Annotated in this window: 42 protein-coding genes; 41 read left to right on the top strand and 1 reads right to left on the bottom strand. The window is 43.4% G+C overall.

Features of this window, described 5'->3' with window-relative positions; translation table 11 throughout:
* The first annotated feature begins 102 nt into the window (after positions 1 to 102).
* The 40 genes from tuf to HM131_RS00245 all read left to right on the top strand — a co-directional run bounded on the left by tuf (position 103) and on the right by HM131_RS00245 (position 23,899).
* On the top strand, positions 103 to 1,293 hold the full coding sequence (gene tuf, locus HM131_RS00440) for an elongation factor Tu (protein WP_085026897.1): 1,191 nt from the start codon (positions 103 to 105) through the stop codon (positions 1,291 to 1,293).
* Positions 1,294 to 2,180: 887 nt separating this feature from the next.
* Positions 2,181 to 2,489: a 30S ribosomal protein S10 gene (gene rpsJ, locus HM131_RS00435; protein ID WP_035511694.1), complete on the top strand. Its 309-nt coding sequence runs from the start codon at positions 2,181 to 2,183 to the stop codon at positions 2,487 to 2,489.
* 33 nt (positions 2,490 to 2,522) lie between these two features.
* On the top strand, positions 2,523 to 3,158 hold the full coding sequence (gene rplC / locus HM131_RS00430; RefSeq protein WP_085026895.1) for a 50S ribosomal protein L3: 636 nt from the start codon (positions 2,523 to 2,525) through the stop codon (positions 3,156 to 3,158).
* Positions 3,159 to 3,180: 22 nt separating this feature from the next.
* Positions 3,181 to 3,804, top strand: a complete 624-nt coding sequence (gene rplD, locus HM131_RS00425; protein ID WP_085026894.1) for a 50S ribosomal protein L4 — start codon at positions 3,181 to 3,183, stop codon at positions 3,802 to 3,804.
* Entirely contained in the window at positions 3,804 to 4,091 is a 288-nt protein-coding gene (gene rplW / locus HM131_RS00420) for a 50S ribosomal protein L23 (RefSeq protein ID WP_085026892.1), read from the top strand. The genes rplD and rplW overlap by 1 nt, the downstream gene beginning before the upstream one ends.
* Positions 4,092 to 4,125: 34 nt before the next feature.
* A complete protein-coding gene (gene rplB / locus HM131_RS00415) occupies positions 4,126 to 4,959 on the top strand; it encodes a 50S ribosomal protein L2 (protein ID WP_085026891.1) in 834 nt (277 codons plus the stop codon).
* 57 nt (positions 4,960 to 5,016) lie between these two features.
* A complete protein-coding gene (rpsS, locus tag HM131_RS00410; protein ID WP_085026889.1) occupies positions 5,017 to 5,295 on the top strand; it encodes a 30S ribosomal protein S19 in 279 nt (92 codons plus the stop codon).
* A gap of 19 nt (positions 5,296 to 5,314) precedes the next feature.
* On the top strand, positions 5,315 to 5,656 hold the full coding sequence (rplV, locus tag HM131_RS00405; RefSeq protein ID WP_085026887.1) for a 50S ribosomal protein L22: 342 nt from the start codon (positions 5,315 to 5,317) through the stop codon (positions 5,654 to 5,656).
* A gap of 3 nt (positions 5,657 to 5,659) precedes the next feature.
* A complete protein-coding gene (gene rpsC, locus HM131_RS00400; protein ID WP_035543749.1) occupies positions 5,660 to 6,301 on the top strand; it encodes a 30S ribosomal protein S3 in 642 nt (213 codons plus the stop codon).
* Between the two features lie 18 nt (positions 6,302 to 6,319).
* Positions 6,320 to 6,754 carry a 50S ribosomal protein L16 gene (gene rplP / locus HM131_RS00395; protein WP_027953416.1) on the top strand — a complete coding sequence of 145 codons (435 nt, stop codon included), beginning with the start codon at positions 6,320 to 6,322 and terminating at the stop codon, positions 6,752 to 6,754.
* Entirely contained in the window at positions 6,744 to 6,944 is a 201-nt protein-coding gene (gene rpmC / locus HM131_RS00390; RefSeq protein ID WP_008636054.1) for a 50S ribosomal protein L29, read from the top strand. The genes rplP and rpmC overlap by 11 nt, the downstream gene beginning before the upstream one ends.
* A 24-nt stretch (positions 6,945 to 6,968) precedes the next feature.
* A complete protein-coding gene (gene rpsQ, locus HM131_RS00385; protein ID WP_035543753.1) occupies positions 6,969 to 7,232 on the top strand; it encodes a 30S ribosomal protein S17 in 264 nt (87 codons plus the stop codon).
* Positions 7,233 to 7,273: 41 nt separating this feature from the next.
* Positions 7,274 to 7,642 (top strand): 50S ribosomal protein L14, encoded by a 369-nt coding sequence (rplN, locus tag HM131_RS00380; RefSeq protein WP_085026885.1) that lies wholly within the window; start codon positions 7,274 to 7,276, stop codon positions 7,640 to 7,642.
* 39 nt (positions 7,643 to 7,681) lie between these two features.
* Positions 7,682 to 7,993, top strand: a complete 312-nt coding sequence (gene rplX, locus HM131_RS00375; protein ID WP_085026883.1) for a 50S ribosomal protein L24 — start codon at positions 7,682 to 7,684, stop codon at positions 7,991 to 7,993.
* Positions 7,994 to 8,019: 26 nt separating this feature from the next.
* The gene (gene rplE, locus HM131_RS00370; protein ID WP_085026881.1) at positions 8,020 to 8,559 is read left to right on the top strand and encodes a 50S ribosomal protein L5; all 540 of its coding nucleotides are present in this window, start codon (positions 8,020 to 8,022) and stop codon (positions 8,557 to 8,559) included.
* Positions 8,560 to 8,585: 26 nt separating this feature from the next.
* The gene (locus tag HM131_RS00365) at positions 8,586 to 8,771 is read left to right on the top strand and encodes a type Z 30S ribosomal protein S14 (RefSeq protein WP_079477340.1); all 186 of its coding nucleotides are present in this window, start codon (positions 8,586 to 8,588) and stop codon (positions 8,769 to 8,771) included.
* 30 nt (positions 8,772 to 8,801) lie between these two features.
* Positions 8,802 to 9,200 carry a 30S ribosomal protein S8 gene (gene rpsH, locus HM131_RS00360; protein WP_085026880.1) on the top strand — a complete coding sequence of 133 codons (399 nt, stop codon included), beginning with the start codon at positions 8,802 to 8,804 and terminating at the stop codon, positions 9,198 to 9,200.
* Between the two features lie 31 nt (positions 9,201 to 9,231).
* Complete coding sequence (gene rplF / locus HM131_RS00355; RefSeq protein ID WP_085026878.1) at positions 9,232 to 9,768, top strand: 50S ribosomal protein L6; 537 nt, start codon at positions 9,232 to 9,234, stop codon at positions 9,766 to 9,768.
* 35 nt (positions 9,769 to 9,803) lie between these two features.
* Positions 9,804 to 10,166, top strand: coding sequence for a 50S ribosomal protein L18 (gene rplR / locus HM131_RS00350; protein WP_085026876.1), 363 nt, complete (start codon positions 9,804 to 9,806; stop codon positions 10,164 to 10,166).
* 20 nt (positions 10,167 to 10,186) lie between these two features.
* Positions 10,187 to 10,684, top strand: coding sequence for a 30S ribosomal protein S5 (rpsE, locus tag HM131_RS00345; RefSeq protein ID WP_085026875.1), 498 nt, complete (start codon positions 10,187 to 10,189; stop codon positions 10,682 to 10,684).
* An 18-nt stretch (positions 10,685 to 10,702) separates the two neighbouring features.
* Entirely contained in the window at positions 10,703 to 10,885 is a 183-nt protein-coding gene (gene rpmD, locus HM131_RS00340) for a 50S ribosomal protein L30 (protein ID WP_085026873.1), read from the top strand.
* A 29-nt stretch (positions 10,886 to 10,914) separates the two neighbouring features.
* A complete protein-coding gene (gene rplO, locus HM131_RS00335; protein WP_085026871.1) occupies positions 10,915 to 11,355 on the top strand; it encodes a 50S ribosomal protein L15 in 441 nt (146 codons plus the stop codon).
* Entirely contained in the window at positions 11,355 to 12,647 is a 1,293-nt protein-coding gene (secY, locus tag HM131_RS00330; RefSeq protein WP_085026869.1) for a preprotein translocase subunit SecY, read from the top strand. The genes rplO and secY overlap by 1 nt, the downstream gene beginning before the upstream one ends.
* A gap of 41 nt (positions 12,648 to 12,688) precedes the next feature.
* On the top strand, positions 12,689 to 13,342 hold the full coding sequence (locus tag HM131_RS00325; RefSeq protein WP_085026867.1) for an adenylate kinase: 654 nt from the start codon (positions 12,689 to 12,691) through the stop codon (positions 13,340 to 13,342).
* Positions 13,339 to 14,085, top strand: a complete 747-nt coding sequence (gene map / locus HM131_RS00320; protein WP_085026865.1) for a type I methionyl aminopeptidase — start codon at positions 13,339 to 13,341, stop codon at positions 14,083 to 14,085. The genes HM131_RS00325 and map overlap by 4 nt, the downstream gene beginning before the upstream one ends.
* A 16-nt stretch (positions 14,086 to 14,101) precedes the next feature.
* On the top strand, positions 14,102 to 14,437 hold the full coding sequence (locus tag HM131_RS00315; protein ID WP_085026863.1) for a KOW domain-containing RNA-binding protein: 336 nt from the start codon (positions 14,102 to 14,104) through the stop codon (positions 14,435 to 14,437).
* Positions 14,415 to 14,633 carry a translation initiation factor IF-1 gene (infA, locus tag HM131_RS00310; RefSeq protein WP_035543089.1) on the top strand — a complete coding sequence of 73 codons (219 nt, stop codon included), beginning with the start codon at positions 14,415 to 14,417 and terminating at the stop codon, positions 14,631 to 14,633. Before HM131_RS00315 ends, infA begins: the two co-directional genes overlap by 23 nt.
* A 28-nt stretch (positions 14,634 to 14,661) precedes the next feature.
* Positions 14,662 to 14,775 carry a 50S ribosomal protein L36 gene (rpmJ, locus tag HM131_RS00305; protein ID WP_002509257.1) on the top strand — a complete coding sequence of 38 codons (114 nt, stop codon included), beginning with the start codon at positions 14,662 to 14,664 and terminating at the stop codon, positions 14,773 to 14,775.
* 23 nt (positions 14,776 to 14,798) lie between these two features.
* Positions 14,799 to 15,164, top strand: coding sequence for a 30S ribosomal protein S13 (rpsM, locus tag HM131_RS00300; RefSeq protein WP_085026861.1), 366 nt, complete (start codon positions 14,799 to 14,801; stop codon positions 15,162 to 15,164).
* 29 nt (positions 15,165 to 15,193) lie between these two features.
* Positions 15,194 to 15,589: a 30S ribosomal protein S11 gene (rpsK, locus tag HM131_RS00295; RefSeq protein ID WP_085026859.1), complete on the top strand. Its 396-nt coding sequence runs from the start codon at positions 15,194 to 15,196 to the stop codon at positions 15,587 to 15,589.
* Positions 15,590 to 15,766: 177 nt separating this feature from the next.
* A complete protein-coding gene (locus tag HM131_RS00290; protein WP_085026858.1) occupies positions 15,767 to 16,711 on the top strand; it encodes a DNA-directed RNA polymerase subunit alpha in 945 nt (314 codons plus the stop codon).
* A gap of 44 nt (positions 16,712 to 16,755) precedes the next feature.
* Complete coding sequence (gene rplQ, locus HM131_RS00285; RefSeq protein ID WP_035543099.1) at positions 16,756 to 17,115, top strand: 50S ribosomal protein L17; 360 nt, start codon at positions 16,756 to 16,758, stop codon at positions 17,113 to 17,115.
* Between the two features lie 214 nt (positions 17,116 to 17,329).
* Positions 17,330 to 18,169 carry an energy-coupling factor ABC transporter ATP-binding protein gene (locus HM131_RS00280; protein ID WP_085026856.1) on the top strand — a complete coding sequence of 280 codons (840 nt, stop codon included), beginning with the start codon at positions 17,330 to 17,332 and terminating at the stop codon, positions 18,167 to 18,169.
* Entirely contained in the window at positions 18,145 to 19,017 is an 873-nt protein-coding gene (locus HM131_RS00275) for an energy-coupling factor ABC transporter ATP-binding protein (protein ID WP_085026854.1), read from the top strand. Before HM131_RS00280 ends, HM131_RS00275 begins: the two co-directional genes overlap by 25 nt.
* Positions 19,010 to 19,807 (top strand): energy-coupling factor transporter transmembrane component T family protein, encoded by a 798-nt coding sequence (locus tag HM131_RS00270; RefSeq protein WP_085026852.1) that lies wholly within the window; start codon positions 19,010 to 19,012, stop codon positions 19,805 to 19,807. Before HM131_RS00275 ends, HM131_RS00270 begins: the two co-directional genes overlap by 8 nt.
* Before the next feature lie 15 nt (positions 19,808 to 19,822).
* Positions 19,823 to 20,572, top strand: a complete 750-nt coding sequence (truA, locus tag HM131_RS00265; protein ID WP_085026850.1) for a tRNA pseudouridine(38-40) synthase TruA — start codon at positions 19,823 to 19,825, stop codon at positions 20,570 to 20,572.
* Positions 20,573 to 20,997: 425 nt separating this feature from the next.
* Complete coding sequence (rplM, locus tag HM131_RS00260; protein ID WP_085026848.1) at positions 20,998 to 21,435, top strand: 50S ribosomal protein L13; 438 nt, start codon at positions 20,998 to 21,000, stop codon at positions 21,433 to 21,435.
* Positions 21,436 to 21,454: 19 nt separating this feature from the next.
* The gene (gene rpsI, locus HM131_RS00255; protein ID WP_035545137.1) at positions 21,455 to 21,847 is read left to right on the top strand and encodes a 30S ribosomal protein S9; all 393 of its coding nucleotides are present in this window, start codon (positions 21,455 to 21,457) and stop codon (positions 21,845 to 21,847) included.
* A gap of 197 nt (positions 21,848 to 22,044) precedes the next feature.
* The gene (gene cwlD / locus HM131_RS00250) at positions 22,045 to 22,767 is read left to right on the top strand and encodes an N-acetylmuramoyl-L-alanine amidase CwlD (protein ID WP_085026847.1); all 723 of its coding nucleotides are present in this window, start codon (positions 22,045 to 22,047) and stop codon (positions 22,765 to 22,767) included.
* Positions 22,768 to 22,846: 79 nt separating this feature from the next.
* The gene (locus tag HM131_RS00245) at positions 22,847 to 23,899 is read left to right on the top strand and encodes an Mrp/NBP35 family ATP-binding protein (protein WP_085026845.1); all 1,053 of its coding nucleotides are present in this window, start codon (positions 22,847 to 22,849) and stop codon (positions 23,897 to 23,899) included.
* Positions 23,900 to 23,943: 44 nt separating this feature from the next.
* Here the strand turns inward: HM131_RS00245 and gerD are convergent, their stop codons facing one another.
* Positions 23,944 to 24,597 carry a spore germination lipoprotein GerD gene (gene gerD, locus HM131_RS00240; RefSeq protein WP_085026843.1) on the bottom strand — a complete coding sequence of 218 codons (654 nt, stop codon included), beginning with the start codon at positions 24,595 to 24,597 and terminating at the stop codon, positions 23,944 to 23,946.
* 134 nt (positions 24,598 to 24,731) lie between these two features.
* Here gerD and HM131_RS00235 point away from each other — a divergent pair, with 134 nt between their 5' ends.
* Positions 24,732 to 25,331, top strand: coding sequence for a KinB-signaling pathway activation protein (locus HM131_RS00235; RefSeq protein ID WP_085026841.1), 600 nt, complete (start codon positions 24,732 to 24,734; stop codon positions 25,329 to 25,331).

Raw genomic sequence — 25,331 nt, 5'->3', positions numbered from 1 at the left:
TAACTTGTATTGTAAGCTTAGGAGTAATATACTTACTCCTGAGCTTCACATAAACTTTTAAACACTTAAAAAATGTTACTTATTTAAAGGAGGAAATATACAATGGGTAAAGAAAAATTCGACCGGTCCAAGTCCCACGTTAACATTGGTACAATTGGACACGTTGACCATGGTAAAACAACTCTAACTGCAGCGATCACTACAGTACTTCACAAGCGTTCTGGTTCTGGTTCTGCAATGGCTTACGATATGATCGATGGTGCTCCAGAAGAGCGCGAACGTGGAATCACAATCTCAACTGCACACGTTGAGTACGAAACTGAAACTCGTCACTATGCACACGTTGACTGCCCAGGTCACGCTGACTACGTTAAAAACATGATCACTGGTGCGGCTCAAATGGACGGCGCGATCCTAGTTGTATCTGCAGCTGACGGTCCAATGCCACAAACTCGTGAGCACATCCTACTTTCTAAAAACGTAGGTGTACCAGCTATCGTTGTATTCTTGAACAAAGTTGACATGGTAGACGACGAAGAGCTTCTTGAACTAGTAGAAATGGAAGTTCGTGATCTTCTTTCTGAGTATGACTTCGATGGTGACGATGTACCAGTAATCAGTGGTTCTGCTCTTAAAGCTCTAGAAGGCGAAGAGCAGTACGAGCAAGCAATCTTCGATCTTATGGATGCAGTTGATGAGCACATTCCAACTCCAGATCGTGACACTGACAAACCATTCATGATGCCAGTTGAGGACGTATTCTCTATCACTGGTCGTGGTACAGTAGCAACTGGTCGTGTTGAGCGTGGACAAGTTAAAGTCGGTGACGAAGTTGAAATCATCGGTATGGCTGAAGATGCTCGCAAGACTACAGTAACTGGTGTTGAAATGTTCCGTAAGCTTCTTGACTATGCTGAAGCTGGCGATAACATTGGTGCACTTCTTCGTGGTGTTAACCGTGAAGACATCAACCGTGGTCAAGTACTAGCTAAGCCTGGTTCTATCACTCCACACACGAACTTCAAAGCTGAAGTTTATGTACTAGCAAAAGACGAAGGTGGACGTCACACTCCATTCTTCTCTAACTACCGTCCACAGTTCTACTTCCGTACTACGGACGTAACTGGTGTAATTCAACTTCCAGAAGGCGTAGAAATGGTTATGCCTGGAGATAACGTTGAAATGACAGTAGAACTTATTTCTCCAATCGCGATCGAGGACGGAACTCGTTTCTCTATCCGTGAAGGTGGACGTACAGTAGGTTCTGGTGTTGTAACTGAAATCACTAAATAATTTCAGTTTCCACTATATAAAAGGCAGCAGGTTCTCACCTGCTGCCTTTTTTGTTTTATTATTGTTCATACAATCTATATATTTATGTAGAAAGATACTTATCCCTAATAAGGTTCTTTATCTTGAGTGTTCTCGAGATTGAAGCGAGAGAATGGGGGAGCTCGAACTGATTTTTTTGTTGAGTTTAGTCAGTCTATCAGTCCTGAAAAGCCTGGTCAGCTACTGTATCCCCTGAATGTATAAAGTGATATTATTTGCGGAATTTCGAGATATGATTTTGATAAGGGGAGTTGGGGAAGGGGGAGACTCCTGTGGGATGATAGTACAGGGTGAGATCCTGCAGGGTGGAAAACCCGAGGAAGCTAACCGTACGCCCACGGAAAGCGACTCCTTCCCCAACTCCCCTTTCTCCTTACATATCGAAACCTGATTACTGCTCTTATTCATATAAGAGGCAGATCCTATTTCAGACCTAGATGATAAAGTCTGCTGGTGTAAAAATATGAAAATAATTTTTAACACAATAGATGTTGAAGAAGAGTCGATGATTTGTTTTAATGGATAATGGATTAAATGAGTCGTAGGTAATTAGTGGAGTCGGCCCGAGGTGCTGGCTTTTTTAATGCGTGAAAATCAATAATCCGTGTCGATTATCCTTGAAAATGTGCTAAAAGGTTAGTATAATGTTTTGAGGTGTTCATAACAAAAAAATTATGGATTTATCCTTGCAATGACCGCATTTCTTCTATATAATGAATAATGTTGGTCATAAAAGGCGATGAAGCGAAAGGTTGTTGACACACCCGGCCCCTTTGCCATGGCTAGTGAGTCAAGTTTTTTCGCGGAGAATGTCTATTTTAAAAATGGGCGAAGAAGGAGGGAAAATAATGGCAAAAGAAAAAATTCGTATTCGTTTAAAAGCGTATGATCACAGAGTACTTGATCAGTCCGCTGAGAAAATCGTAGACACAGCGAAGCGCTCCGGAGCTAACGTATCTGGTCCGATCCCGCTTCCAACTGAACGTTCTGTTTACACAGTACTTCGTGCAACTCACAAGTATAAAGATGCTCGTGAGCAGTTCGAAATGCGTACGCACAAACGTCTAATCGACATTGTCAATCCAACACCACAAACGGTTGATTCTCTAATGCGTTTGGATCTACCATCTGGTGTGGATATCGAAATCAAACTATAAATTTAATTTTTTTATTAATAGGAGGTGTAACGGATGACGAAAGGAATCTTAGGACGCAAAGTCGGCATGACTCAAATCTTCTCTGAAGACGGAGAATTGATCCCTGTAACGGTTGTACAAGCTGAGCCAAACGTAGTTCTTCAGAAGAAGACGGCAGAAAACGATGGTTATGAAGCTATTCAACTAGGTTTTGCTGATGAAAAGTCTAATCGTTTGAAAAAAGCTGCTAAAGGCCATGCTGAAAAAGCAAACACAACACCTAAGCGCTACGTTCGTGAATTCCGTACTACAAACCTTGATGACTACGAACTTGGTCAAGAGGTTAAAGTTGATATTTTTGAAGCAGGAGAAGCAATTGATGTAACAGGAACTTCTAAAGGTAAAGGTTTCCAGGGTGCAATCAAGCGCCACAACCAATCTACTGGACCTAAAACTCACGGTTCCCGTTTCCACCGTCGTTCCGGATCCATGGGACAGGGTGCTGACCCATCCAAAGTATTCAAAGGCAAAGGCCTTGCAGGTCAAATGGGTGGAGAAACAGTAACGCTTCAAAACCTTGAGGTAGTTAAAGTAGACGCTGAGCGTAACTTGCTACTAATCAAAGGTAACGTACCTGGTGCGAAAAAATCGTACGTTAAGATTTCAAGTGCAGCTAAGGCTAGCAAATAAATAACGGAAGGGAGGATATGTCATGCCTAAAGTAGCACTATTAAACCAAGGCGGCTCTAACGTTGGAGAAATCGAACTAAATGACGCTGTTTTTGGTATTGAACCTAATACTCACGTATTACACGAAACTGTGTTGATGCAACGCGCGAATCTTCGCCAAGGCACACACAAAGTAAAAGGACGCTCTGAAGTTAGTGGCGGAGGCCGCAAACCATGGCGCCAAAAAGGGACTGGACGTGCGCGTCAAGGGTCCATCCGTGCACCACAATGGGTAGGCGGTGGAACTGTATTCGGTCCTACACCACGTAGCTACAGCTACACAATGCCTAAGAAAGTACGTCGTTTAGCTCTTCAGTCTGCTTATTCTTCAAAAGTGAAGGAAGACAACATCATCGTTCTTGATAGTCTATCTCTAGACGCTCCAAAAACGAAAGAAGTTGTAAGCATTCTAAATGCGCTAGATGTCAACGAAAAAGCATTGATTGTAACTGCAGAGAAAGACGAGAATGTCGTTCTTTCTTCTAACAACATCCCTACAGTTAAAACTCTATCTGTAGAAGAAGTAAGTGTGTTGGATCTTCTAACGCATGACAAGCTGATCCTTACTAAGGAAGCAGCTGAAAAAGCAGGGGAGGTGCTCTCATAATGAAAGAACCACGCGATATCATTAAGCGCCCCGTAATTACTGAACATTCTGCTGATCTTATGGGAGAAAAGAAATATACGTTTGAAGTTAGCCCGAAAGCTAACAAAACTGAAATTAAAAAAGCAGTTGAAGAAATCTTTGGTGTAAGTGTTGAATCTGTTAACACGATGAACCTAAAAGGTAAATTCAAGCGTATGGGCCGTTACGGCGGTTATCGTTCTGATCGTAAGAAAGCAGTTGTCAAGTTGACTCAAGACAGTGAAGAACTAGAATTCTTTGAAGTATAAACTATAAATCTTATTCGAGAAGGAGGGAAAAAAGATGGCGATTAAAAAGTTCCGACCAATTACTAACGGTCGCAGACACATGACAGTATCTGATTTCGCTGAAATCACTACTGACAAACCTGAACGCTCCCTTGTCACTCCACTTCATAAAAAAGGTGGACGTAACAACCAAGGTAAGCTGACAGTTCGTCATCAAGGCGGAGGTCACAAGCGTCAATACCGTATCATCGACTTTAAGCGTGACAAAGATGGAATACCAGGACGCGTTGCTACGATCGAATACGATCCGAACCGTTCCGCTAACATCGCACTTATCAACTATGTTGATGGTGAAAAACGATACATCCTAGCTCCAAAAGGAGTTAAGGTTGGTACAGAAATTATTTCTGGTGAAGGTGCAGATATCAAACCGGGTAATGCACTTCAATTGAAAGACATTCCTGTTGGTACAATCATTCACAACGTAGAACTTAAGCCAGGACGTGGTGGACAGCTTGTACGCTCCGCTGGTGCATCTGCACAAATTCTTGGACGTGAAGAAAAGTACACACTTGTACGTCTTACTTCCGGAGAAGTTCGTCTGGTACTAAGCACTTGCCGTGCGACAATCGGTCAAGTCGGTAACCTTGAGCACGAATTGATCAGCGTTGGTAAAGCTGGACGTTCTCGTTGGAAAGGTAAACGCCCTACAGTACGTGGTTCTGTAATGAACCCTAGTGATCACCCACACGGTGGTGGTGAAGGACGCGCACCAATCGGTATGCCTTCTCCAGTAACTCCATGGGGTAAACCAACTCTTGGTTACAAGACGAGAAAACGCAACAAGCCGTCTGATAAATATATCGTACGTCGACGTGGTAAAAAATAACGGGGTTGTTGGACGGGAGATAACACCCGTCTTGCAATCACGAAGGGAGGTTTATTCATGGGCCGCAGCCTGAAAAAGGGACCTTTTGTAGATGATCATTTAATGAAAAAAGTTGAGAAGTTGAACGAAGACAATAAACACCAAGTGGTGAAGACATGGTCTCGTCGTTCTACTATCTTCCCAAACTTTGTCGGACACACACTTGCCGTTTATGACGGTCGTAAACACGTACCAGTTTATGTAACAGAAGACATGGTAGGTCATAAACTAGGTGAATTCGCGCCAACCCGTACGTTCAAGGGACACTCTGGCGACGATAAGAAAACAAAACGCTAAATAGAGAGGAGGCACTCTAATGCAAGCTAAAGCAGTTGCTAAAACCGTTCGTATCGCTCCTCGTAAAGCTCGTCTAGTTATTGATTTGATTCGAGGAAAAGATGTAGGTGAAGCGCTAGCGACATTACGTCTGAAACAACGCGGTGCATCACCAGTAATTGAAAAAGTTCTTAACTCTGCGATCGCAAACGCAGAACACAACTATGAAATGGATCCGGAAAACCTATACGTTTCCGAAGCGTTTGTAAACGAAGGGGTAACTCTTAAACGTTTCCGCCCTCGTGCTATGGGCCGCGCAAGCCAAATCAACAAACGCACAAGCCACATCACAGTGGTCGTATCAGAAAAAAAGGAGGGATAATCAGTGGGTCAAAAAATTAATCCGGTAGGTCTTCGTATCGGCGTTATCCGTGACTGGGAGTCTAAATGGTACGCTGGTAAAGACTACGCAGACTTGTTGCATGAAGACATTAAGATTCGTGAATTTGTTGAAAATCGTCTGAAAGATGCTGCTCTATCTACTGTTGAGATCGAGCGTGCAGCTAACCGTGTAAACATCACTGTCCACACGGCTAAACCAGGAATGGTTATCGGTAAAGGCGGTTCTGAAGTTGAAGCACTTCGTAAAGCTCTTAACCAACTAACTGGCAAACGTGTACACATCAACATCGTTGAAGTGAAGAAGCCAGATCTTGATGCTACTCTTGTAGCTGACAATATTGCACGTCAATTGGAAAACCGTGTATCTTTCCGTCGTGCTCAGAAACAAACAATCCAACGCGCTATGCGTGCAGGAGCTAAAGGTATTCGTACCCAAGTATCTGGTCGTCTAGGTGGCGCGGATATCGCTCGTGCTGAATATTACAGTGAAGGAACAGTACCACTACACACACTTCGCGCAGACATCGATTACGGAACTGCAGAAGCTGACACCACATACGGTAAACTTGGTGTTAAAGTGTGGATCTATCGTGGCGAAGTCCTTCCAACGAAAACAGACAAATAAGGAAGGGGGAAAAGCATTATGTTAATGCCAAAACGTGTTAAGTATCGTCGTCAACACCGTACTAGCCTTAAAGGCCGCGCGAAAGGTGGCACTGAGGTAGCTTTCGGTGAGTATGGTTTACAAGCAATTGATCCAGCGTGGATCACAGCCCGTCAGATCGAGGCAGCGCGTATTGCGATGACTCGTTATATGAAACGTGGCGGTAAAGTATGGATTAAAATCTTCCCTGACAAACCTTATACTGCTAAACCCCTAGAAGTTCGAATGGGTTCCGGTAAAGGTGCTCCAGAAGGTTTCGTAGCTGTTGTGAAACCAGGGAAAATTATGTTCGAGATCGCAGGAGTTTCTGAAGAGGTGGCTCGCGAAGCACTTCGTCTTGCTTCCCACAAACTTCCGATCCGTACGAAATTCGTAAAACGTGAAGAAATTGGTGGTGAAATCAATGAAGGCTAATGAGATCCGTGAATTAACCACTGCCGAAATTGAACAAAAAGTTAAGTCTCTTAAAGAAGAACTTTTCAACCTACGTTTCCAACTGGCAACAGGTCAACTTGAGAACACTGCACGTATTCGTGAAGTTCGCAAGTCTATCGCACGCATGAAAACTGTTGCTCGTGAACGTGAGCTAGGTGTAAATAACTAATAGATGAGAGGAGGTCACCCTCACATGACTGAACGTAACAATCGTAAAGTTTATACTGGTCGTGTCGTATCTGACAAAATGGATAAAACAATCACGGTTTTAGTAGAAACTTATAAGTTCCACAAGCTTTACGGCAAACGCGTAAAGTATTCCAAGAAATTCAAAGCTCATGACGAAAACAACCAGGCGAAAAATGGAGACATTGTTCGCATTATGGAAACTCGTCCACTATCAGCATCCAAGCGCTTCCGTCTGCTAGATGTTGTTGAAGAGTCTGTTATTATCTAATCTAGATCGCTCGGATTTATTCCGAAGGGAGGTTACATGGTATGATTCAACAAGAATCTCGTCTGAAAGTTGCAGATAACTCAGGTGCACGTGAAATCCAAACAATCAAAGTTTTGGGTGGATCTGGCCGTAAGACCGCAAACATTGGTGACATCATCACTGCTACGGTGAAACAAGCAACACCAGGAGGCGTTGTTAAAAAAGGTGATGTCGTTCAAGCGGTTATCGTACGTTCTAAGAGCGGAGTTCGCCGTAAAGATGGTTCCTACATTCGTTTTGATGAAAACGCAGCAGTAATCGTACGTGATGATAAAGGACCACGCGGTACTCGTATCTTTGGACCGGTAGCTCGTGAACTTCGTGATGCTAAGTTCATGAAGATCGTATCTCTTGCTCCAGAAGTACTATAAAGACTGAATGAAATGCCTTGTTAAGGAGGTGCGCGAAGCATGCACGTGAAAAAAGGTGACAAAGTAATGGTCATTACTGGTAAGGATAAAGGCAAACAAGGAACAGTCCTTGAAGCTTATCCAAAGAAAGATCGTGTTCTTGTTGAAGGTGTGAACGAAGTGAAGAAACACGCTAAACCTTCTCAAGAGAATCCACAGGGTGGAATCTTGACACAAGAAGCAGCGATCCACGTATCTAACGTATTGCCAATTGACCCGAAAACTGGTGAACCAACACGCGTTGGTTATAAAGTTGATAACGGAAAGAAAGTTCGTATCGCGAAAAAATCTGGTGAAGCGCTAGATAAATAACCCGTATATGAAAGGAGGGCCACACGATGAACGAACTAAAGAAAAAATACACTGAAGAAATTGTTCCATCTCTGATGAACAAATTTGAATATGATTCTGTAATGCAAACACCTAAGATCGAAAAGATCGTCATTAACATGGGTGTTGGTGATGCTGTTCAAAACGCAAAAGCACTTGACACTGCAGTAGAGGAATTGACTCTAATCACAGGTCAAAAACCAATGATCACTAAAGCGAAGAAATCAATTGCAGGTTTCCGTCTGCGTGAAGGTATGCCAATCGGTGCGAAGGTAACTCTTCGTGGCGAGCGCATGTACGAATTCTTCCAAAAGCTTATCGCAGTATCTCTTCCACGTGTGCGTGACTTCCGTGGAATTTCTAAGAAAGCTTTTGACGGCCGTGGAAACTACACTCTAGGTGTTAAAGAACAATTGATTTTCCCAGAAATTGATTACGATAAAGTTAACAAAGTTCGTGGTATGGACATCGTAATTGTCACTACTGCTGACTCTGATGAAGAAGCCCGTGAACTATTAGCTCAATTCGGTATGCCGTTCCAAAAATAACGAGCTAACCATAAGGAGGGAAAATTGTGGCTAAAAAATCAATGGTAGCGAAGCAAAAGCGCAAGCAGAAGTACCAAGTACGTGAATACACGCGCTGCGAACGCTGCGGACGTCCACACTCCGTACTTCGTAAATTCAAACTGTGCCGTATTTGTTTCCGTGAACTTGCATATAAAGGACAAATCCCTGGTGTCAAAAAAGCCAGCTGGTAAACCCGAAACAGGGAAGGAGGTAAATGAGTTATGACAATGACAGATCCAATTGCAGATATGCTGACGCGTATTCGTAACGCTAACATGGTGCGTCACGAGAAGCTTGAGCTTCCAGCTTCCAACGTTAAAAAAGAAATCGCAGATATCCTTAAGCGTGAAGGTTTTGTACGTGATTATGAATTTGTTGAAGACAACAAACAAGGTGTTCTTCGCATCTTCCTTAAATACGGTCAAAACAATGAGCGCGTAATCACTGGTGTGAAACGTATCAGTAAGCCAGGTCTACGTGTTTACGCTAAAGCCGAAGAACTTCCGAAAGTTCTTAATGGTCTAGGTGTAGCCGTTGTATCCACTTCAAAAGGTGTACTAACAGATAAAGAAGCTCGCGAACAAGCCATCGGCGGCGAAGTTCTAGCTTACATCTGGTAAAAATTCTGAACAGACAGGAGGTGCAAAAACTATGTCTCGCGTAGGTTTAAAATCACTTGAAATCCCTGAGGGTGTAGAAATCAAACAAGATAACAATACAATCACGGTAAAAGGTCCAAAAGGTGAACTTACACGTACGTTCCACCCGGACATTACAGTAAAAGTTGAAGACAACGTCCTTACTGTTGAACGTCCTAGCGATCACAAAGAACACCGTGCTCTTCACGGAACTACACGCAGCCTGATCGGTAACATGGTTGAAGGTGTATCTAAAGGTTTTGAAAAGAGCCTTGAAATCATCGGTGTAGGTTACCGTGCCCAGAAACAAGGTCAAACGGTTGTCATTAACGCTGGATACTCTCACCCAGTAGAAGTTGAAAACCGTGAAGGAATCGAAATCGAAGTTCCATCTAACACGAAAGTTACTGTTAAAGGTATCGATAAAGAACTAGTCGGAGCTGTTGCAGCGAAGATTCGTGCAATCCGTCCTCCAGAGCCTTATAAAGGTAAAGGAATTCGTTACGAAGGCGAATATGTACGCAGAAAAGAAGGTAAGACAGCTAAATAAGGTTCTTAGGTAATGTATAGAAAGGAGTGACCCAGATGATCACGAAGGCAGACAAAAATGTCGTGCGTAAAAAACGTCATGCCCGCGTTCGTAAAAATGTTTTCGGAACAGCTGAACGCCCGCGTTTGAACGTATATCGCTCTAACAAACACATCTATGCTCAACTAATCAACGATGAAAGCCAAGTCACTGTAGCAAGTGCGTCTACTATGGACAATGGTTTCGATCTAGATGTTACTGGTAACGTAGAAGCTGCACAAAAAGTCGGTGAAATGGTTGCTAAGCGTGCCATTGACAACGGAATTAAAAGCGTTGTTTTTGACCGCGGAGGTTACTTGTACCATGGACGTGTGAAAGCACTAGCAGAAGCCGCTCGCGAAGCCGGCCTAGAATTTTAATTGTTAAAGGAGGGACATATATGGTTACAAACATCGACCCTAATAAACTGGATCTTGAAGAACGCGTAGTAACGATTAATCGTGTAGCAAAAGTTGTTAAAGGTGGTCGCCGCTTCCGTTTTGCTGCATTGGTTGTTGTAGGAGATAAAAATGGTCATGTCGGTTTCGGTACTGGTAAAGCTCAAGAGGTACCTGAAGCGATCAAAAAGGCTATTGATGATGCGAAGAAAAATCTAATTACAGTACCAATTAAAGATACGACGATTCCACACGAAATCACAGGACGTTTTGGCGCAGGCAGCATTCTTATGAAGCCAGCATCAGAAGGTACTGGAGTCATCGCTGGTGGTCCTGTACGTGCGGTCCTTGAGCTTGCAGGTGTCCATGACATCCTTTCTAAGTCTCTTGGTTCTAACACACCTATTAACATGGTGCGTGCTACAATCACTGGACTTAGCGAGCTTAAGCGCGCAGAAGACGTTGCACGACTTCGTGGGAAATCCGTAGAAGAACTGTAGGATAAGGAGGGAAATACAATGGCTAAAAAGTTAGAAATTACCCTCACGCGCAGTGTTATTGGTAGACCGCAAGATCAACGCTCTACTGTCAAGGCGCTAGGTCTTAATAAGATCCGTCAAACTGTCGTTCTTGAAGATAACCCAGCGATCCGAGGTATGGCTAATAAGGTGTCTCACCTTGTATCGATCAAAGAAGTATAATCATAGATAAGAATTAAGGAGGTGCTCGTATGAAACTGCATGAACTAAAAGCAGCTAAAGGCTCTCGTAAAGAACGTAACCGCGTTGGCCGTGGGATGGCTTCTGGTAATGGTAAAACTTCCGGTCGTGGTCACAAAGGTCAAGGTCAACGTTCTGGTAGTAAAACTCGCCCAGGTTTTGAAGGTGGTCAAATGCCACTATTCCAACGCCTGCCTAAGCGTGGTTTCACCAACGTTCACCGTAAGGAATTCGCGATTATCAACCTAGAAGCCCTAAACCGCTTTGAAGAAGGTACTGAGGTTACACCTGATCTATTGCTAGAGTCTGGTGTAGTAAGCAATCAGAAATCTGGAATCAAAGTTCTAGGTAAAGGTTCAATCGAGAAAAAACTTACAGTGAAAGCTCATAAGTTCTCTGCTTCCGCAAAAGAAGCGATTGAAGCAGCGGGCGGTCAAACTGAGGTGATTTAATGTTCCGGACAATCTCCAATTTTATGCGCGTGAGTGATATTCGACGGAAAATTATCTTCACTTTATTGATGCTCGTTGTTTTTCGCTTGGGAACATTTATCCCTGTTCCTTTCACGAACAGAGAGGCCATCAATTTTATGGATGAGCAGAATGCGTTCGGATTTCTGAACACATTCGGAGGCGGGGCATTGCAAAACTTCTCCATCTTCGCGATGGGAATCATGCCCTACATTACAGCCTCCATTATCATGCAATTATTGCAAATGGATGTTGTGCCCAAGTTTGCAGAATGGAAAAAGCAGGGTGAAGTTGGCCGTCGAAAATTAGCTCAGTTTACCCGCTATGGAACGATTGTTCTTGCTTTCATCCAGGCAATTGGGATGTCCATTGGTTTTAACGCTCTGGCAGGAGGTCAGTTGATCATAGATCCAGGCGTAACCAAATTCCTAGTCATTGCACTTGTGCTGACAGGCGGGACAGCCTTCCTCATGTGGCTTGGTGAGCAAATCACAGCACATGGAGTTGGAAATGGTATTTCCATCTTAATCTTCGCGGGAATTGTCGCTGCGATCCCAACCGGTGTTAACCAGTTGTACGATCAGTATATCTCCGGAGCAGGAGAGGAACTGTTCATCAATCTCGTTATCATCGCATTGATCGCTTTAGTTATCGTTGCGGTAGTTGTGGGTGTTATTTTCATCCAACAAGCCCTTCGTAAGATTCCAATTCAATATGCGAAGCGCTTAGTCAACCGTTCTCCAGTAGGTGGACATTCAACTCACCTACCATTGAAAGTCAATGCCGCAGGGGTAATCCCAGTCATCTTTGCGATATCCTTTATTATCGCACCAAGAACGATTGCTGGATTCTTTGAAAATAGCGAAGTAGCCTCTGTGATCCAATATATTTTTGATTATCAGAACTGGCCAGGAATGATTATCTATGTTGCGTTAATCATTGCCTTCACTTATTTCTATACATTTGTTCAGGTAAACCCGGAACAAATGGCAGAAAACTTGAAGAAGCAAGGCGGTTATATTCCGGGAATTCGTCCTGGTGCAAATACAGAAACGTATTTGACACGTGTAATGTACCGTTTAACGTTCGTAGGCTCCATCTTCCTAGCAGCTGTATCCATTCTTCCGATTGTACTAGGTTCAGTGGCGCAACTGCCACCGACTGTTCAGATCGGCGGAACAAGCTTACTCATCGTTGTCGGGGTTGCCCTTGAAATGATGAAACAGCTTGAAAGTCAGCTAGTGAAACGCCACTATGAAGGTTTTATTAAATAATTAGTGAGTATCTAATGAATAATGAGAGCGAGGGGAACACGTTGAATTTAATTCTGATGGGTCTCCCAGGTGCCGGCAAGGGCACTCAGGCGGAGAAGATAGTAGAAAAATATAACATCCCTCATATCTCAACTGGAGATATGTTCCGTTTAGCTATCAAAGAAGGAACAGAACTTGGCAAAGAAGCTAAATCTTATATGGACAAAGGTGAACTGGTTCCAGATGAAGTAACGATCGGAATTGTTCGCGAGCGTCTAAGCAAGCCAGATTGCGAAAAAGGATTTCTGCTTGATGGGTTCCCTAGAACGATCGCTCAGGCGGAAGCTCTTGAGAATCTGTTGAATGATATGGACGAATCATTAGATTATGTTCTTCATATCGACGTTCCACAAGACCAACTCGTCGAGCGTCTGACTGGACGACGCATCTGCCCGACATGCGGTGCCACGTATCACGTTGTATTCAATCCTCCGAAAGAGGAAGGCAAATGTGATCATGATGGTTCCGAATTGATTCAAAGGGAAGACGATCAGCCAGAAACCGTTAAAAAGCGTCTTGAGGTGAATGTAGAGCAAACACAGCCATTGCTTAATTTCTACCAAGACAAAGGATATCTAGTATCCTTTGAAGGTGATAAAGATATCAATGAAGTATTCAAGGATATTGACAAAAAGCTTGGAGACCTTAATTCATGATTATTTGTAAGACTCCACGGGAATTAGATATTATGCGGGAAGCCGGAAAAATTGTGGCTTTAACGCACCAAGAGTTGGAACGTAACATCCAACCAGGTATAACTACTGGAGAATTGGATAAGATTGCTGATAGATTCATACGCAGTATGGATGCAATCCCATCTTTTAAAGGTTATAATGGATTCCGTGGTAGTATTTGCACATCGGTTAATGAAGAGCTCGTCCATGGAATCCCGGGAGACCGGGTTTTGAATGACGGAGATATCATCAGCATCGATATCGGTGCCAAATACAAGGGTTATCATGGTGACTCGGCCTGGACATATCCAGTCGGCACTGTGAGTGAGGAAGCCATGGAATTGTTGAGAGTTACGGAAAAGTCGCTTTTCCAAGGACTTGATGAAGCAAAACCAGGTGAACGCCTTTCAAATATATCCCACGCCATTCAAAGCTACGTAGAATCGAAAGGCTTTTCGATTGTGCGTGAGTATGTGGGCCATGGAGTAGGTCAGGAACTGCATGAGGATCCTCAAATTCCTCATTATGGTCCTCCTAACAAAGGTCCGCGCTTGAAGCCTGGGATGGTGTTGGCAGTCGAGCCAATGGTTAACGCAGGGTCTCGCTACGTGAAGACACTGGCTGACCGTTGGACGGTAGTTACGAAAGATGGTAAAATGTGTGCGCATTTCGAACACACCGTCGCGATTACGGAAGAGGGTTACGAAATCTTAACTAAATCCTAAATGAAGGTGATCGTTTTTGAACGAATCTGAGTCGAGTCCACGAATAGGTCAAATTGTTCGTATCGTGCAGGGGCGTGAGGCAGGACAGTACGCGGTTGTAATCGATGTGCTGGATGGCCGCTTTGTGCTGCTTGCCGACGGAGAGAAACGTAAGTATGATCGACCAAAGAAAAAGAACTTGCAGCATATTGAGCTTATGGATTTCATCTCTCCGGAAGTCCAGAACAGCCTTCTAGAAACTGGTCGCGTCACAAATGGCAAACTCCGTTTTGCCGTGTCTAAATATGTCAATGAACTAGTGACTGATTTGAAGAAGGGAGATCAACTCGATGGCGAAAGACGATGTTATTGAAGTAGAAGGGACGATCGTTGAAACCTTACCGAACGCACAGTTTAAGGTAGAACTCGAGAACGGTCATACCGTTTTAGCTCATGTTTCTGGTAAAATTCGTATGCACTTCATCCGAATCTTGCCTGGAGACAAAGTAACGGTAGAACTTTCCCCTTATGATTTGACAAAAGGTCGTATAACGTACCGTTACAAATAAAACTCCGATATTAAAGGAGGTATGGACGATGAAGGTAAGACCTTCTGTAAAACCAATTTGCGAAAAATGCAAAGTCATCAAACGTAAAGGTAAAGTCATGGTTATCTGTGAAAACCCTAAGCATAAACAAAAACAAGGTTAATCTGAAGGAGGTGCACGTACCACATGGCACGTATAGCAGGTGTAGATATTCCTCGCGATAAGCGCGTGGCAATTTCACTAACGTATGTATTTGGAATCGGTAAATCCCTAGCTAAAGAAATCCTAGCAGAAGCTGGTGTTTCTGAAAATACTCGCGTTCGTGACCTAACAGAAGACGAATTGACTAAAATCCGTCAAGCTGTAGAAAATCACAACGTTGAAGGTGACCTTCGCCGTGAGAACTCTCTAAACATCAAACGTTTGATTGAGATCGGTTCTTACCGCGGAATCCGCCACCGTCGCGGACTTCCAGCTCGCGGACAGAAAACGAAAAACAATTCTCGTACACGTAAAGGCCCACGTCGTACAGTGGCTAATAAACGTAAATAATAGAAACGTAAAGGAGGTAAGCTAACTATATGGCACGTAAAGGAAACACTCGTAGTCGTAAGCGTCGCGTGAAAAAGAATATAGAGACTGGAATGGCTCACATTCGCTCTACATTCAACAACACCATCGTAACCATTACTGATGTTCAAGGTAACGTAATCAGCTGGAGCAGCGCTGGTGCTTTAGGATTCAAAGGATCCCGTAAGTCCACTCCTTTCGCTGCACAAATGGCTTCTGAGGCTGCAGCAAAAGATGCAATGGATAACGGTATGAAATCACTAGAGGTTACAGTAAAAGGCCCTGGTGCTGGTCGTGAAGCAGCGATCCGTTCACTACAAGCAGCAGGTCTTGAAATCACGGCAATCCGTGACGTAACTCCAGTACCACACAATGGTTGCCGTCCACCAAAACGTCGTCGCGTATAATAGTTCTGAATAGAATTTGTCACCCTGTCTATAATGGGTTATGATAGCTTTTATCACAGCACCGCACTAGACAGAATCATATGCAGTTGTCTTATTTTGGACTGCCTACCTGAGGAATTTCGGTTAGACCCATTGTCTAACCGGGGTTTCGACGTTTTGAAGGAGGGTTTTTTGTAAATGATCGAAATTGAAAAGCCAAAAATTGAGACGGTTGAGATCACCGATGAGTCCACTTTTGGTAAGTTCGTCGTAGAACCGCTTGAACGTGGGTATGGTACAACTCTAGGGAACTCCTTGCGTCGTATCCTATTATCCTCACTTCCTGGCGCTGCTGTAACATCTGTTCAAATCGACGGGGTACTTCACGAATTCTCAACTATTGATGGAGTCGTGGAGGACGTAACCACAGTCATTTTGAACCTAAAGAAACTAGCTTTGAAGATTTATTCTGAAGAAGAAAAGACTTTAGAGATTGATGTACAGGGTGAAGGAAAAGTAACTGCAGCTGACATTACGCACGATAGTGATGTGGAAGTTCTAAATCCAGATCTTCATATCGCTACACTAGACAGCACGGCTAGCCTTCGTATGCGTATTACAGCTGAACGAGGCCGAGGATATCGTCCGGCTGAAGGAAATAACCATGAAGATTTACCAATCGGCGTAATTCCAGTTGACTCTATTTTTACGCCTGTATCCCGTGTGACGTACCAAGTAGAGAATACAAGAATTGGTCAAACATCCAACTTCGATAAACTGACGTTAGACGTTTGGACTGACGGAAGTATTCGCCCTGAAGAGGCGATCTCTCTTGGAGCCAAAATCTATATGGAACACCTCAATATCTTTGTCGGCTTGACTGATGAAGCTCAAAAAGCTGAAATCATGGTTGAGAAAGAAGAGGACCAAAAAGAGAAGGTTCTTGAGATGACGATCGAAGAGCTTGACCTGTCTGTTCGTTCTTACAATTGCTTGAAACGCGCTGGGATTAATACAGTGCAGGAACTTGCGAACAAATCTGAAGAAGATATGATGAAGGTTCGTAACCTTGGTCGCAAGTCACTTGAAGAAGTGAAGCACAAATTGGATGAACTGGGATTAGGTTTACGAAAAGACGATTAATAAATAGATCACATCTAAGAGTTTCTGAAAGGGAGGGATAACGAATGGCTAGAAAACTAGGACGTACTACTGATCAGCGTATGGCGCTACTTCGTAACTTAGCGACAGACTTGATCATCCACGAACGTTTAGAAACAACAGAAGCTAAAGCGAAAGAGCTTCGTTCTGTTGTAGAGAAGATGATTACACTAGGTAAACGCGGCGATCTACATGCCCGTCGTCAAGCTGAGTCATTCCTTTACAACGCTAAAGCTGACGGTGAAGGAGAGCAAACAGCACTTCAAAAGCTATTCTCTGACATCGGCCCACGCTATGAGGACCGTCAAGGTGGTTACACTCGCGTGCTTAAGCTAGGCGAACGTCAAGGTGACGGAGCTAAAATGGCGATCATTGAACTAGTTTAATGAATACCATTAGTGTAAAAGGGCAGGACTGATCTCATCGTGAGGTTGAATCCAGCCCTTTTTTTATGGTTTAAAACGCAGCTTGTATCGTTTATCGATAGGAAAGATTTCCCGTTTCGAGAATCGTTAAAGCTATGTAGAATAATGAGAATGAAGATAGGAAATCTTGTCGTATTTCCTGGGAAATAGTCAGGTGAGCAGAGGGGGAAGGAGAATGGAACAGAGCCAAATCGAGTTTAGAAATGTTTCTTTTCGTTACCAGGAGAACATGCCTTGGGTCTTAAAGAATGTAAGCTTCACTATTGATGCGGATGAATGGGTAGCCATCATTGGTCATAACGGGTCTGGGAAATCTACCATTGCCAAGTTGATGAATGGTTTGTTGTTTCCTGAAGAAGGGGAAATTCTTGTCAATGGCAAAAAGGTAGAACCAGAAACGGTTTGGGGTGTTAGAAAACAAGTAGGGATGGTTTTCCAAAACCCGGATAATCAGTTTGTTGGGACGACGGTTCGTGATGATGTTGCCTTTGGTATGGAGAATCACGGTATGCCGCGAGAGTTGATGATCGAACGGATTCAGCAAAGCCTAGAGGCCGTTAAGATGTCAGAATATGAGCGTCATGAACCCCATCGCTTATCAGGCGGTCAAAAGCAGCGAGTTGCTATCGCAAGCGTTCTTGCCGTATCACCCAAATACATTATTTTAGATGAAGCAACAGCCATGTTAGACCCTAAAGGACGAAAAGAAATTATGAGGACGATCCGGGAAGTACAAGAACAACGGAATCTCTCTTTAATCACGATTACACACGACCTGAAGGAAGTGACCCAGGCAAGCCGGGTGCTTGTGATGAATCAGGGGGAGGTCTGGATGGAAGGCACTCCAAGGGATGTATTTTCCAAAAAGGATCAATTAATCGAAATTGGCTTAGATACTCCTTTCGTTAGCAAGCTTGCAGATCATTTACGGACTGCGAGTATGCATCTTTCACGTGAGCCACTCAATCACCAGGAGTTGTTGGAGGAACTATGGACATTACGTTCGAGAATGTAAGTTATGTGTACCAACCCAATAGTCCATTTGAGCATCGCGCATTGAATGATCTTTCTTTTTCCATTCAATCAGGATCGTTCGTAGCGATTATTGGCCATACCGGTTCTGGGAAGTCTACGTTGATCCAACATCTCAATGGGCTTTTGCAGCCGACAGATGGAAAAGTATCAATCGGGGAGTATCAGATGAAGGCCGGGGAAAAAAATAAAGATTTGAAAAAACTCCGAGAAAAAGTCGGTGTCGTTTTTCAATATCCTGAGCATCAGTTGTTTGAAGAAACGGTTGCCAAAGACATCGCTTTTGGGCCTCATAACTTTGGAGTAGAAGAAAAAGAGATTTCAAGAAGGACAAAAGAGGCGATTCAAGCCACGCATTTGCCGGAAGAACTGCTTGAGCGCTCTCCTTTTGATTTAAGTGGAGGGCAAATGAGAAGGGTCGCTATATCTGGTGTACTAGCTATGAACCCTGAAGTTCTTGTATTGGATGAACCCACAGCTGGGCTTGATCCAAATGGCCAAAGAGAAATCATGGATATGTTCCATCACCTTCATAAAACAAAGCAGCTTACGACGATTCTTGTGACGCACAGTATGGAGGATGCCCTCGCCTATGCGGACCACATTATCATTCTTAATCACGGTGAAGTATATCGAGAAGGTACACCGCTTGAGATCTTCAAACAACAAGAAGCACTTAAAGCTGTTCAGCTTGATGTACCAGAAGTCATTGAGTTTATATCGAAAGTAAACGAGGAATTTAACACGTCTATTGAATATAAGGGCCAGACGATAGCAGAGTTAGCAAAGGAATTGGCTCAAATGATGGAAGGGGGCCGCGATCATGAGTAGTTCAATGATTATCGGCCAGTTCATCCCTGGGGATTCAGTGGTACACCGCATGGATCCAAGGTCTAAAATCGCCATTATCTTTTTCTTTGTCGTGATCGTATTTTTTGCTAATTCTGTTATGAGTTATGGACTGCTCGCGTTATTTGCTATCGGCAGTGCGTTACTATCCAGAATTCCTTTTCCATACATTATGAAAGGCTTAAAGCCTGTATGGTTTTTAATCATTTTTACTTTCATTCTGCACTTGCTTGTCACAAGACAAGGAGAAGTAGTATTCAGCGTGTTTGGATGGGAGGTCTATGAAGAAGGTCTGATTCAGGGCGCTGCGATCTCTCTTCGCTTCTTCTTATTAATCCTGGTGACTTCCATGCTTACACTGACTACTACCCCAATAGAAATTACCGATGCCATTGAAGAATTGTTAGGTCCTTTGAAAAAGGTGCGCTTCCCTGTCCACGAGCTTGCCCTAATGATGTCGATATCCTTACGTTTTATTCCGACACTTATGCAGGAAACGGAAAAAATCTCTAAGGCTCAGGCTTCTAGAGGAGTAGATTTTCGTACAGGGTCTTTTAAAGACCGTATTAGAGCCGTTATCCCACTCTTAGTCCCTTTGTTCGTCAGTGCCTTTAAACGTGCTGAGGAGCTGGCTATGGCTATGGAGGCACGAGGCTATCAAGGTGGAGAAGGCCGAAGTAAGCTAAGAGAGCTTAGAATAGGCAAATTGGATATTTATCTCTATATCGTCTTTATTCTTTTAATTATCGGCCTGTTTTTGACTCGAAGCTAACGGGAGGAAAAAACCATGGAGCGTTTAAAAGCGATTATCCAGTACGATGGCACCAATTATGCTGGCTATCAAATACAGCCAAACGGGAATACGGTGCAGGCTGAGCTGGAAAAAGCACTATCCAAAATGCATAAGGGACGAAAAGTTAAAGTGACGGCATCGGGCAGAACCGATTCTGGTGTTCATGCGCTCGGACAAGTCATTCATTTTGATACCGATTTGAATATCCCCGTCGAAAATTGGAAGCGGGCACTTTCTTCAATGCTGCCTCAGGATATTTACATTTTATCTGTGGAGCAGGTAGGCCGAGATTTTCACGCCCGTTATGATGCAAAAGGGAAAGAATACCGCTACTTTATTTGGAACGACCAAGAACCGAATATTTTCAAAAGACACTATCGTTACCATATAAAAGCTGATTTAGATGTAGCGGCAATGCAGCAAGCGTGTAAGTATATTGAAGGAGAGCATGATTTCACTTCCTTCTGTTCGCCACGAACCGATATAAAGGGAGACAAAATCCGGTTGATTCATGAAGCTTCTGTTCAAAAAGAGGGAGAGGAGCTGGTCTTTGTATTCAGAGGCTCAGGGTTTTTATATAATATGGTTCGTATTTTAGTAGGAACCCTGGTAGAAGTTGGACGCCATGACAGAGACCCTGGTGAAATTCCTATGATCATTGAAGCTAAGGAACGTGAGGCTGCAGGAAAGACGGCGCCTCCTCAAGGGCTGTTTTTGCGGGAAGTTTTCTATGATGAGGATTGAATGCGTCGAGGAGAAGACATATCGGCGAAGAAGCAGTGGATATCAGCGAACATCGATATATATAAGCGATTGAGGGCCCTTTATCGGCGAATGCCGATATATATCAGCATTCGTTGATAAAAAAAGGATACCGTGCGTCGCTAGCCAGTCGCCTACCCCCTCGAGGTCTCAAGTCTATCGATTACGTGGAGGGAAAACACTTCATCTACATCGCTTGTCGGGGCTACCAAGGCGATTCCACAATTAATTTATAAAAAAACAACGATTCCTGGTGTACACCTCTTGACATCAGTGATTAGAGTGTTATATTATATTCTATGGCATTTTATTTCTATACCACGATTAGCCCCGGAAACTAATCGTATTTGAGATAAATATTCGTAACTAAAGATTTGTGAAACTAACAATTCAGGAGGGAAACCGACATGCGCACAACTTTCATGGCAAATGAAAACAACGTGGAACGTAAATGGTATGTTGTCGACGCTGCAGGACAGACACTTGGCCGTTTAGCAAGCGAAGTTGCTGCGATCCTTCGCGGTAAGAACAAACCGACATACACTCCACACGTAGATACTGGTGATCACGTTATCATCATTAACGCTGGTGAGATTCAACTAACAGGAAACAAGATCAACGATAAGGTCTATTATCGTCACTCAAACCACCCTGGTGGCTTGAAATCCCGTACGGCAAACGAAATGCGTAATAAATACCCTGAGCAAATGCTAGAACTTGCTGTAAAAGGTATGCTTCCAAAAGGAAGTCTTGGACGTAAAATGGGCAAAAAACTTCATGTTTACGCTGGCTCTGAACACAAACATGAAGCACAACAACCAGAAGTTTACGAACTTCGCGGATAATAAAAGGAGGTAATCAAGAGTGGCACAAGTACAATACACTGGTACTGGACGTCGTAAGAGCTCTACAGCTCGTGTACGCCTAGTCCCTGGAACTGGTCGTGTAGTAGTTAATAAACGTGATGCTGAAGATTTCTTCCCATATGAAACTCTTCGCATGATTTTGAAACAGCCTCTAGCTGTTACAGAAACTGAAGGAAGCTATGACGTGTACGTAAACGTTCATGGTGGAGGTTTCACTGGACAAGCGGGTGCAATCCGTCACGGAATCGCTCGTGCACTATTAGAAGCAGATCCTGAATACCGCACAACACTTAAGCGTGCAGGTCTTCTAACTCGTGACGCACGTATGAAAGAGCGTAAGAAATACGGTCTTAAAGGTGCTCGTCGTGCACCACAATTCTCCAAGCGTTAAGATATCAACGTTTCAAAGGCTCTCAACCAATTTGGTTGGGGGCTTTTTTGTGCTCTGCTACTTCCAAATAAAGTCACCTCAGGTCATCCAGATTCTGGATGACCTGAGGGAGGGCATGGTCTAAGTGGTCAACGAATCATATTTCTTGTTCTTGTCCCATATAGTGAGATAGAGAGTACAAGGGAGTGTGGGGATGGATGATTCGTCGTATGAAAACATTCGTGTGGTTAGCGGGAATAGTAGCTCTCGTTTGGCTTGTATCATATCCCATCCAGGAGGCCAAAGATGCCTGGACGGTTTGGTCATCACCGCTTTCAGGAAAGGTTATCGTTATAGATCCTGGTCATGGAGGCCCGGATGGCGGAGCGGAAGGGTCGGATGGAACACAAGAGAAAGAAATCACTTTGCAGATGAGTGAATACCTAAGAGACTATCTTCAAGAAGCGGGAGCCCTTGTATATTTAACGAGGTATGAAGATACAGATTTATCTTCTGAGGGTGCAGGCAGTTTGTCCAGAAGGAAATCTGAAGATATTAGAAACCGTGTCCAATATATCGATGAAAAGGAAGCTGACTTCTACTTAAGTATCCATTTAAATGCGATTCCATCTTCGAAATGGAGAGGTGCTCAAACATTTTATAACCCCAATATGGATGAAAGCGAATATTTGGCTAAGTTTATTCAATCTGAAATAAAAACTAACCTTGAGAATACGACAAGAGAAGCTCTTGGATTATCAAATATTTACCTACTACGGAACGTGAAAGTTCCCGGCGCTTTAGTTGAGGCGGGGTTTTTGTCCAATCCTGAAGAACGTGAATTGTTGAAGTCGGATGATTATCAGCGTAAGATGGCCGCATCCATTTATCAGGGTGTCTTACGTTACGTGACTGAACGTGAATATCCTTCCAGCGATTGATTGAAGCAAATCACTTAGAAAGCGTTTCATGTATGTTATACTAGCACTACTGAAACATTTCTAAGGATGGTGAAACGGTTTGCTAACACAAGAGAAAGTACTTGAAATCCTAAACTCAATCGAAGATCCGTTTTTACATAAAACGTTGGAAGAAACCGGTGGGGTTGAAGAGATAAAGATTAAAGAAGAGAAAAACCATGTAAGTGTGAAGATATTAATTGCGAAAACCAACACGGCTGAACAAATGGAGCTTCAGCAAACGATTGTTAATGCCCTGAAGAGCGGCGGTGCGGCTACGGTCGGTCTCCGTTTTGATCAATTACCAGATGAGGTTCTCAACAAATTCCAGCCAGAAGCAGAGAAGCAACAAGAAGCTTCATTGCTGGATGGCGGTGCAGATACAAAATTCATCTCTATTGCCAGTGGTAAAGGTGGCGTAGGCAAATCAACAGTTACCGTTAATTTAGCGGTTGCTCTGACTCGTTTAGGAAAAAAAGTTGGAATCATCGATGCTGATATCTACGGATTCAGTGTACCGGATATGATGGGAGTCGAGGAACGTCCTGTTGTTCGTGGTGAAAAGATCATCCCAGTTGAACGCTTCGGTGTGAAATTAGTGTCCATGGGCTTTTTCGTCGAGGATAATTCTCCGATTATTTGGCGTGGGCCTATGTTAGGGAAAATGCTGACAAGCTTCTTTAAGGAAGTTGAATGGGGAGATCTTGATTATTTACTTCTTGATCTGCCGCCAGGAACGGGAGATGTGGCTCTTGATGTCCACTCTATGCTTCCGTCCTCGAAGGAAATTATCGTTACAACTCCACACCCGACAGCGGCATTCGTAGCTGCCCGTGCAGGTCAAATGGCCCTGAAAACAGACCACGAAATTCTTGGAGTCGTAGAAAACATGGCTTACTTTGAAAGTAAAGAAACAGGGAACAAAGAATTCGTCTTCGGTCGTGGAGGCGGTGTGAAGTTGGCTGAACAGCTGCAGACAGATGTATTAGGGCACATTCCTTTGCAGCAACCTTATGAAGAAGAGGATGTATTTGCTCCATCTGTATATCAGGCTGATCATCCGACAGGGGTCATCTATAGGAATATGGCTGCAAAGATTATTTCCAAATATTAAATAAAAAATCACGCTTTCCCATAACGGGATCGCGTGATTTTTTATTAAGATTGTCCGCTTTGGCCTTCGCCTTGTCCGCCGCCAGATTCGCCGGATTGCTGGCCTCCGCCTTGACCGCCCTGTCCGTCTTGACCACCTTGTTGCCCTTCGCCGCTTTTCATTTTTTCAGCAGCTTTTAACAAGGTTTCGCTCATCTTGGCTTGGAATACAGGACTGTTTACTGTTTCTTCGATCGTTTTTTCGAGGTGAGCACGGAACTTCTGGCCTTCCATTACGGTAACCATTTGTTCCATCATTTCTGGGTTTTTGTATAAATCAATCATCAGCTTCTGATATTCAGCATCTTTCATAAGTCCTTTTGTTAAGTCTTTTTGTTGATCTTTAAGGACTGTGCTGAAATCTTGGACGAATTTAGGATCAGAAAACAGTTTGGTCCAGAATTCTTTTCCTTTTTCTGAAACTAATGTGTCACTAACGGCTTGAGATACAACTTCCGATTCGAGGGCCATCGATTGCTGCATCTTTTCATCAGACAGAACTTCCGTAATGGCCTTTTTCCCGTCATCAGTTTTCAAAATATCGACAATCATTTTCTTTGTTGTATCGTAGTCCGCCTGTTCACTTGCTCCCGCGTTGCCGCCACAGGCAGCTAGGAAAACAAGAAGGAAGACAGGACACAACAATCGGAGTATGGACATCTTGCATGTCCCCTTTCTTTAGTTCTCCTTATCTTTACTATCTGCTATTCGACAAATTTTATACGATATGAGGAAAAATGAAGCGCTTCATGATAAAATACGATGGTGAAGTCTTTGTAATAGGGGGAACATGCGTGAATAGTCGCAAATGGGTGAGGCTGTTTTTAACGACGCTGTTGCTTGGCGGAGTATTAACACTCGTGACCAGTTTTATATTTAAAAAAGAAGCATACGTGGATGTGCTTCAACCTTTTCAGTTCATTGAACTAATTGGATTGTTGTTATTTTTTACGGGATTCGGTTTTATATTCAGTATCATAAGTCAAATGGGCTTTTTTGCATATTTGACAGTTAATCAATTTGGAAAAGGTGTTTTCCGTTCGTTATGGACGCCTGTTCAGTTGTTCTTAGTTGCTTTTACATTATTCGATCTGGTTTACTTCAGATATCAAGCTGCTGAAGAGGCATCCTTATGGCCTTTTTTGATCACAGCTCTGTGTTTGCTTGCTCTATCCTTGATTGTGGCGTGGGTCAAAGCAAAAGAAACAAATAAAACCGCGTTTATTCCTGCTTTATTTTTTATGGTTGTCGTCACAACAGTGGAGTGGGTGCCAGCACTGAGAGCAGGTGGGAATGATTACATTTGGCTAATGATTATTTCTTTGTTTGCGTGTAACACCTATCAATTGTTACTCTTGCATCGATTGACGAATGAACAGAAAAAAACTGCATAA

The organism is Halobacillus mangrovi, assembly GCF_002097535.1.
In the GTDB taxonomy this organism is placed as follows: domain Bacteria; phylum Bacillota; class Bacilli; order Bacillales; family Halobacillaceae; genus Halobacillus; species Halobacillus mangrovi_A.
This window is presented reverse-complemented; position numbering and strand designations above follow the sequence as displayed.

Coding starts and splice junctions, on each gene's coding strand:
- tuf (WP_085026897.1), top strand. CDS start 103: ATGGGTAAAGAAAAATTCGACCGGTCCAAGTCCCACGTTAACATTGGT.
- rpsJ (WP_035511694.1), top strand. CDS start 2,181: ATGGCAAAAGAAAAAATTCGTATTCGTTTAAAAGCGTATGATCACAGA.
- rplC (WP_085026895.1), top strand. CDS start 2,523: ATGACGAAAGGAATCTTAGGACGCAAAGTCGGCATGACTCAAATCTTC.
- rplD (WP_085026894.1), top strand. CDS start 3,181: ATGCCTAAAGTAGCACTATTAAACCAAGGCGGCTCTAACGTTGGAGAA.
- rplW (WP_085026892.1), top strand. CDS start 3,804: ATGAAAGAACCACGCGATATCATTAAGCGCCCCGTAATTACTGAACAT.
- rplB (WP_085026891.1), top strand. CDS start 4,126: ATGGCGATTAAAAAGTTCCGACCAATTACTAACGGTCGCAGACACATG.
- rpsS (WP_085026889.1), top strand. CDS start 5,017: ATGGGCCGCAGCCTGAAAAAGGGACCTTTTGTAGATGATCATTTAATG.
- rplV (WP_085026887.1), top strand. CDS start 5,315: ATGCAAGCTAAAGCAGTTGCTAAAACCGTTCGTATCGCTCCTCGTAAA.
- rplP (WP_027953416.1), top strand. CDS start 6,320: ATGTTAATGCCAAAACGTGTTAAGTATCGTCGTCAACACCGTACTAGC.
- rpmC (WP_008636054.1), top strand. CDS start 6,744: ATGAAGGCTAATGAGATCCGTGAATTAACCACTGCCGAAATTGAACAA.
- rpsQ (WP_035543753.1), top strand. CDS start 6,969: ATGACTGAACGTAACAATCGTAAAGTTTATACTGGTCGTGTCGTATCT.
- rplN (WP_085026885.1), top strand. CDS start 7,274: ATGATTCAACAAGAATCTCGTCTGAAAGTTGCAGATAACTCAGGTGCA.
- rplX (WP_085026883.1), top strand. CDS start 7,682: ATGCACGTGAAAAAAGGTGACAAAGTAATGGTCATTACTGGTAAGGAT.
- rplE (WP_085026881.1), top strand. CDS start 8,020: ATGAACGAACTAAAGAAAAAATACACTGAAGAAATTGTTCCATCTCTG.
- rpsH (WP_085026880.1), top strand. CDS start 8,802: ATGACAATGACAGATCCAATTGCAGATATGCTGACGCGTATTCGTAAC.
- rplF (WP_085026878.1), top strand. CDS start 9,232: ATGTCTCGCGTAGGTTTAAAATCACTTGAAATCCCTGAGGGTGTAGAA.
- rplR (WP_085026876.1), top strand. CDS start 9,804: ATGATCACGAAGGCAGACAAAAATGTCGTGCGTAAAAAACGTCATGCC.
- rpsE (WP_085026875.1), top strand. CDS start 10,187: ATGGTTACAAACATCGACCCTAATAAACTGGATCTTGAAGAACGCGTA.
- rpmD (WP_085026873.1), top strand. CDS start 10,703: ATGGCTAAAAAGTTAGAAATTACCCTCACGCGCAGTGTTATTGGTAGA.
- rplO (WP_085026871.1), top strand. CDS start 10,915: ATGAAACTGCATGAACTAAAAGCAGCTAAAGGCTCTCGTAAAGAACGT.
- secY (WP_085026869.1), top strand. CDS start 11,355: ATGTTCCGGACAATCTCCAATTTTATGCGCGTGAGTGATATTCGACGG.
- map (WP_085026865.1), top strand. CDS start 13,339: ATGATTATTTGTAAGACTCCACGGGAATTAGATATTATGCGGGAAGCC.
- infA (WP_035543089.1), top strand. CDS start 14,415: ATGGCGAAAGACGATGTTATTGAAGTAGAAGGGACGATCGTTGAAACC.
- rpmJ (WP_002509257.1), top strand. CDS start 14,662: ATGAAGGTAAGACCTTCTGTAAAACCAATTTGCGAAAAATGCAAAGTC.
- rpsM (WP_085026861.1), top strand. CDS start 14,799: ATGGCACGTATAGCAGGTGTAGATATTCCTCGCGATAAGCGCGTGGCA.
- rpsK (WP_085026859.1), top strand. CDS start 15,194: ATGGCACGTAAAGGAAACACTCGTAGTCGTAAGCGTCGCGTGAAAAAG.
- HM131_RS00290 (WP_085026858.1), top strand. CDS start 15,767: ATGATCGAAATTGAAAAGCCAAAAATTGAGACGGTTGAGATCACCGAT.
- rplQ (WP_035543099.1), top strand. CDS start 16,756: ATGGCTAGAAAACTAGGACGTACTACTGATCAGCGTATGGCGCTACTT.
- HM131_RS00280 (WP_085026856.1), top strand. CDS start 17,330: ATGGAACAGAGCCAAATCGAGTTTAGAAATGTTTCTTTTCGTTACCAG.
- HM131_RS00275 (WP_085026854.1), top strand. CDS start 18,145: ATGGACATTACGTTCGAGAATGTAAGTTATGTGTACCAACCCAATAGT.
- HM131_RS00270 (WP_085026852.1), top strand. CDS start 19,010: ATGAGTAGTTCAATGATTATCGGCCAGTTCATCCCTGGGGATTCAGTG.
- truA (WP_085026850.1), top strand. CDS start 19,823: ATGGAGCGTTTAAAAGCGATTATCCAGTACGATGGCACCAATTATGCT.
- rplM (WP_085026848.1), top strand. CDS start 20,998: ATGCGCACAACTTTCATGGCAAATGAAAACAACGTGGAACGTAAATGG.
- cwlD (WP_085026847.1), top strand. CDS start 22,045: ATGATTCGTCGTATGAAAACATTCGTGTGGTTAGCGGGAATAGTAGCT.
- gerD (WP_085026843.1), bottom strand. CDS start 24,597: ATGTCCATACTCCGATTGTTGTGTCCTGTCTTCCTTCTTGTTTTCCTA.